The following is a 6,073-nucleotide window of genomic DNA, read 5'->3' on the forward strand; positions in this document are numbered from 1 at the left end:
TCGACCAGATCGAAGACCGTATCGACTGTCTCGACGATCCGTTCCTGCATGTGGTGCTCCTCGTTGTGGTTTGACACAGAAAATTCAAGCGAACACAAGCCGTATCGCGATAGCGGTCATCGTCACCGCCACCAGACCGTCAAGCACCCTCCGGCACCCGGCCTGGCAAGCATCGGCGCCAGTTGACGGTCGCTACTGCCGATCGGATCCAATGCACCGAACCCGGCCATCAGCGCAGTCGCCACGCCACGACCGTAAGGGCTCCGCGTGATGCACTCCAGCTCACGATTCTGAAGTAGTGTTAAATGCGCTAATGTGACGTTGGGGCTCGTTGCAGCTGCAGACCGTCGCCTCGTTGGAATCGACCACTCACTGGCTCTCGCACGGCCCCGACCCAACACCGTTGACGCACATGGTCTCGGGCACGGGCACGTTGGTGTGCCACGCGATTCGCGGGCCGCTGCCAAGGCAACGATTCCGGCACCCGACCGTGCCGACGCGAGTCAGGCCAGCCGTGCCGTCGAGGCGCGGATCACCAGCGACGGCGCCGGCAAGACCGAACGGGGCGCTGTGCTTCAGCCCGGCCATCCCGCCCAGCCTCATCTACATCGGTGAAACGGGTGCCCACGCAGCGACGGCAGACCGAGATCACCAACCTGATGGCTGGGGTGGCCCTGGCACCGCGCTCGCCTCCGGTGGCGCCGGGGCGCTGGCACAACTGACGAGCTGGCGTGCCGCGTTCCTGGTCACAGCCGCATGCGCGCTGATCCTGGTGCTACTGCTCGGCCGGTTGGACGAACCGTCGACCGGCCGGCGGTCGACGGTGTACTGGCCCGTTCGCCGGGGTGGCCCGGTCATAGGGCGCCCGCGTCGTCCTGCTGCTCGCGTACATCGAGGGCGGCGTCGCGGAACGGCCCGAGCTCACCGAAGTCCCTCACGAACCCGGGCGGTACCAGCGCGTCCGCGCCGAGCACCACCTCGACGCTAAAGTTGTGCCCGTGGTGCCGCCCGCACTTGTGACCGTCGGGAAGGCCCGGCAGGTGATGGGCGGCGCTAAACCCGAAACGCTTGCCGATGGTGTACATGTGCGCTACGACTTGACCAGGATCACCTATCTGGCGGCCGACCGCGGGGTGCAGGTCCTCGGTCGGGTCCGCAGTGATCAGGTGTTCTACGCACCCGCGCCGAAGCGGCTCCGGGATGGTCGACCGGGCCGGCCGAGGATCCACGGCAACCGCTTCGAGTTGTCCGGGCCGCGGCCTCTGCCACCGGCGCAGGAGCGGCTGGCCGCGGAGAATCCGCGCTACGGTGCCGTGGTGGTCAGCGCATGGCACGGGCTGCACCAGCGGTTGTCCAAGCAGAGCGGCTGGGCAGGGTTCGTCGGTCCGGTGCCGGTGGTGCCGGGCACGGTCATCCGGATCCAGGTCGAACGGTTGCCCGGTGACCAGGCCGCGCAGGACATGTGGCTGTGGCATACCGCACCGGTCGGTACGGTCTTCGACCTAGACCTGTTGTGGAAGACCTACCTGCGTCGGTTCGACCTGGAGCACACGTTCCGTTTCCTCAAGCAGGTTCTGGGCTGGACCACGCCGCAGATTCGTACCCCGCAACAGGGTGAGCGCTGGACCTGGCTGATCCTCGCCGTCCACGCCCAACTCCGAATCGCCAGAACCCTGACCGTCGACCTGCGCCGTCGCTGGGAGACGAGCGCCACGGCCCGCCCGTCGATGACCCCAGGCCGGGTGCGTCGGGGTTTCGTATTCTGCGCCGGCAACTGGGGACCCCGGCCAGAACACCGAAATACACCACCGCCGGTCCAGGCCGTCCGAGCGGCACGACCAGACCTCCCCGAACCCGCTACGACGTCGGCAAGACCAAGTCCACAAAGGACACTGACAAACCGACGAAACCGAAGGTCAAAGGATAAAACTCAAGCCAAGAGCGCGTGTGCTTTTCCCACGACGTCGAGCGCGGCGCGGGTCTTGGCCAGGTCCGCGCGCACCCGCTCGTTCTCCGCCCGCAATCGCTCGGCCTCCCGATCCGCCTGGCTACGAGTCGGCTTGCGTGGCTTGTCGGCCACTGCGCCCAGAGCGCCGGCATCACGGGCCGCCGCCACTCGATGATGTGGGAGGAGTACAGCCCGTCGCGACGCCAGCAGGGCTCCCTTCGCGCCCGGCTCGCTCGCCGCGTCGTACTCGGCCACCATCGCCAGCTTGTACTCGGCGGCGAACGTTCGCCGCTTCGGTTGCTGCGATCGCGGGCCTATCAACCCATCATCGGTCACGCCGACCCTCAGGTCAGCACGGGTCATCGTCCACGTGGATCATCCTGCACTCGCCCTGCTCAGACCATGTATCGAACCATGTGTCTCACATCAGCCTGACGGAGAGGGGGCCACGACGTCACATCCGCTATTCTAGCGCTAGAGTATGCCCGTGGAGTTGACTCCCGCTGAGCTAACCGTGTTGGGCCTGGTCATCGAACGGCCGCAGCACGGTTACGACCTGGAGCAGGTGATCGAGCAGCGCGGCATACGGCAGTGGACCGATATCGGGTTCTCCTCGATCTACTACCTGCTCACTAAGTTGGAGCAGCGCGGCCTGCTCCATGTCCCGGAGGCTCCGGCCGCCACGAAGTCCCGCCGCGTCTTCCACGCCACCACTGAGGGCCGCGCGGTTGCTGCACGTAACGCGCTGGCCTTCGTCGCCGAGGCACGGCCAGTCCCACACCCACTGCTGGTCGGCATCGCCAACCTGTCCCTGCTCTCGGCGCAGCAGTACGCGCAGGCGCTGGGCAAACGACTGGTGCAGATCGAAGCCCAGATCACCGCGGTCCAGGCCGTCCAGGCGGTGCTGCAGGCACCACAAGCCCTCCTCCCGCTCGCGGCGCGTGAGGTGTTCTCCTACTCCCTGAGCCTCATGGAGGCAGAAAGGCAGTGGCTCGCCAGCCGAGTCCAGGTGCCCGGTGACGAACAGGACTGACGACAAGACCGACTTCAAAAAGACCCTTGACACTTACCAAGCACAACGAGGCCTGTTCCGGATAGTCGACGTACCCGACATGCAGTACCTCATGACAGACGGCCGTGGCGACCCCAACACCTCGCCCGCCTTCACCGAGGCGATCGAGGCGCTCTACCCAGTGGCGTACAAGCTGAAATTTGCCAGCAAGCGAGACCTCAGGCGCGACTACGTCGTCCCGCCCCTGGAAGGCCTGTGGCGGGCCGAGGACATGGACTCCTTCACCACCGTACGGGACAAGTCACGGTGGGACTGGACGCTGATGCTCATGGTCCCGGACTGGATCGACCAGACCATGTTCACGACCGCAGTCGAGCAAACCGGAGCGAAGCACCGACCGGCGCGTCTCGACGACGTCAGCCTCCAGATGCTGTCCGAAGGGCGGTGCGTGCAGACCCTGCACGTCGGTTCCTTCGACGACGAGGCCGACGTGCTCGCGCAACTGCATCATGAGTTCATCCCTGGCCACAGGCTTCGCTTGGCCGGAACTCACCACGAGATCTACCTCAGCGACTTCCGCAAGGTCGCACCCGACAAGCAACGCACCATCGGATGGCGAGCGGCAGCTCCAGCCGTCGCGCTGCATGCCGCGCGGATCGCGGCAGAGCCCATGAGATCCGGACGTCGGAAACCGCTTCGCCAGGCCACATTAGGTGTTTCAGGATGGCCCCGTGCAGCATGATCCCGTAGTCCGCGGCCCCATGACGGCGGTTTCTAGAGATCGTTGCGAATCATCTCGTAGCCCTTTGGCGTTGCCATTGTCGCATGAGCTGGCTCGGGCTCTTGTCAGCCAGGCATAGCCGGGGTCGCTCGTTGAGTTCCGCGGCGATGTCCTGGAGCTGATCGTCGGTCCATCTGTTGAGGTCAGTACCTTTCGGCAGGTACTGGCGCAGGAGCCCGTTGGTGTTCTCGTTGGTGCCGCGCTGCCAAGGCGAGTGCGGGTCCGCGAAGAAGATCCTGAGACCGGTCGCTCGCTCGATGCGTTCGTGGTGGAACATCTCGTTGCCCTGATCCCAGGTCAACGTCCGACACAGCTGAGCGGGCAGCTTCGCGAACGCGTCGATGAGCGCGTCACCGACGGTCCGCGCGCTGTGATCGCCAGGCAGCCTCACCAGCAAGGTGAACCGGGATTTGCGTTCCACCAGCGTGGCGATAGCTGAGCGCTGACCGGCACCCACGATCAAGTCACCCTCCCGGTGCCCGGCCTGGCGACGGGACTCGACAGCGGCCGGCCGCTCACGGATCGACTTCATGTTGGTCAACTGCTTCATGGCGCCGTCACGAGACCGGCCACGGCCACGACGACGCCGGTAAAGGCGGCCAGTACGCAGATTCGCGGCATCCGCCTGGAGGACCAGACCGCGGTACACCGCCTCGTAAATCGTCTCCGCGCACACCTGCCACGCCGGCCGGCGCGGGTATCGCCGCCGCAGCCAACGGCTGATCTGCGCCGGCGACCACCCCCGACGCAGCTTGCCGGCAACCGCCTCCCGCAACGCCGCGTCGCCCGCCAGCCGCGGTGTTTTCGGCCGGCGGCGACGCACATGAGCCTGGTTGTGGGCATACCACGGTTGATAGCGCCCATCGGGCTTGCGGTTACGGGCGATCTCTCGATACACGCTTTGGTAGCTCTTACCGATCCGGGCCGCGATCGCCTTGACCCGCTCACCCCGGGCGAGCCCGTCAGCGATCTCGATCCTGTCGTCCTGGCTGAAATACCGCCCGCTGATCGGCGTCTCTACATAGCTCACACTGCCAGCATCGATGAACCACACTGATCCACAACTCAGCGACACGCCCACCTCAGCAGCGGCTCGCGCACCCCGCATCCCCGTCCTGATCAGCTCGAAGTAGCGGCGTTTGACGTCCGGAGACATCCTGTTCGGCGCATATCTGGGCACGCGAACCCCATCTCATCAGGATTCGCAACGACCAGTAGAAACCGCCTTGCCGACTTCCCGGAGCTCATGGTGATCGCCCGCGCGGCCGGCTCACCGGTGCATCGCGAATCGTTCCGCGCACGCCGCGACGGGAACCCGGCTGTGTTGATCGGGCACCTATACTCGGCGCATGCCGGCGCCGGACAGCTTCGCATTGGGGATCGACTTCGGCACCTCGAACACCGTCGCGATGCTCCGTTGGCCGGACGGCAGGGTCAAACCCCTGCTCTTCGACGGCTCGCCACTGCTGCCCTCGGCGGTGTTCGGGCACGCCGACGGACGCCTGTTCGTCGGCACCGACGCGCTGCACCACGCCAGGTTCGAGCCCGCCCGGCTGGCACCCAACCCGAAGCGCAACATCGACGAGAGCACCCTCTTCCTCGGCGACCGGGACGTTGCGACCGTCGACGTCGTCGCCGCAGTCCTGCGGCACGTCTCGACCGAGGCGTTGCGGGTGACCGGCGGCACCCGGCCGCATACGTCACTGACGCATCCCGCCGGCTGGGGACCGGTCCGCCGCGGTGTCCTGGTCGACGCGGCCGGCGCGGCGGGGCTGGGCGAGGTCCGGCTGGTCCCGGAACCGGTGGCCGCGGCACGGTACTTCACCGGCGTCCTCGGCCAGCACCTCGCCGTCGGCCAGGCGCTTGCCATCTACGACCTCGGCGCGGGCACGTTCGACGCCAGCGTTGGGGTACGCACCGCGACCGGCGTCGAGATCGTCGCCGTCGACGGGATCGACGACATCGGTGGCCTGGATCTGGACGCCGCGATCGTCGACTGGCTCGGCCGGCAGTACGGCGGGGTCCAGCCCGAGGTGTGGCGCTCGTTGAGCAACCCGACGGGGACCGAGGACCAGCGCAGGCACCGCCTGCTGTGGGACGACGTGCGGGTGGCCAAGGAAATCCTGTCGCGGGTCCCATCCGTGGTCCTTCCGCTGCCGGGTGCGGACGGCGACGTCCATCTCGGCCGGGAGGAGTTCGAGACGATCGTCCGCCCGCTCATCGCGCGGACCGTCCGGACCACCAAGGCGCTACTCCAGTACGCCCGGCCGACTGACGTGACGCTCGCAGGTGTGTTCCTGGTGGGCGGCGCCAGCCGGGTACCGCTCGTTGC

Annotated in this window: 5 protein-coding genes and 1 pseudogene; 4 read left to right on the forward strand and 2 right to left on the reverse strand. The window is 66.8% G+C overall.

The annotated features are described in order from the left end of the window. Positions 1 to 854 precede the first annotated feature (854 nt). Positions 855 to 1,085: a 6-pyruvoyl trahydropterin synthase family protein gene (locus tag ACFPIJ_RS40760; protein WP_380123750.1), complete on the reverse strand. Its 231-nt coding sequence runs from the start codon at positions 1,083 to 1,085 to the stop codon at positions 855 to 857. Between ACFPIJ_RS40760 and ACFPIJ_RS40765 the strand changes: the two genes are divergently transcribed. The 3 genes and pseudogenes from ACFPIJ_RS40765 to ACFPIJ_RS40775 form a co-directional block, all read left to right on the forward strand. After that, the gene (locus tag ACFPIJ_RS40765; RefSeq protein WP_380123752.1) at positions 1,086 to 2,123 is read left to right on the forward strand and encodes a hypothetical protein; all 1,038 of its coding nucleotides are present in this window, start codon (positions 1,086 to 1,088) and stop codon (positions 2,121 to 2,123) included. 312 nt (positions 2,124 to 2,435) lie between these two features. Then, entirely contained in the window at positions 2,436 to 2,981 is a 546-nt protein-coding gene (locus tag ACFPIJ_RS40770; protein ID WP_380123755.1) for a PadR family transcriptional regulator, read from the forward strand. Beyond that, positions 2,965 to 3,570: pseudogene (locus tag ACFPIJ_RS40775) on the forward strand (GyrI-like domain-containing protein); the annotation flags it as partial. The gene ACFPIJ_RS40770 and the pseudogene ACFPIJ_RS40775, both read left to right, overlap by 17 nt. 181 nt (positions 3,571 to 3,751) lie before the next feature. Here the strand turns inward: ACFPIJ_RS40775 and ACFPIJ_RS40780 are convergent. Next, a complete protein-coding gene (locus ACFPIJ_RS40780; protein WP_460491653.1) occupies positions 3,752 to 4,897 on the reverse strand; it encodes an IS30 family transposase in 1,146 nt (381 codons plus the stop codon). Positions 4,898 to 5,090: 193 nt separating this feature from the next. Here ACFPIJ_RS40780 and ACFPIJ_RS40785 point away from each other — a divergent pair. Next, positions 5,091 to 6,073, forward strand: a 983-nt coding sequence (locus tag ACFPIJ_RS40785; RefSeq protein ID WP_380123759.1) for an Hsp70 family protein, incomplete at its 3' end; no start/stop codon positions are given.

The sequence above is a fragment of the Dactylosporangium cerinum genome, assembly GCF_042653625.1.
GTDB lineage: Bacteria > Actinomycetota > Actinomycetes > Mycobacteriales > Micromonosporaceae > Dactylosporangium > Dactylosporangium cerinum.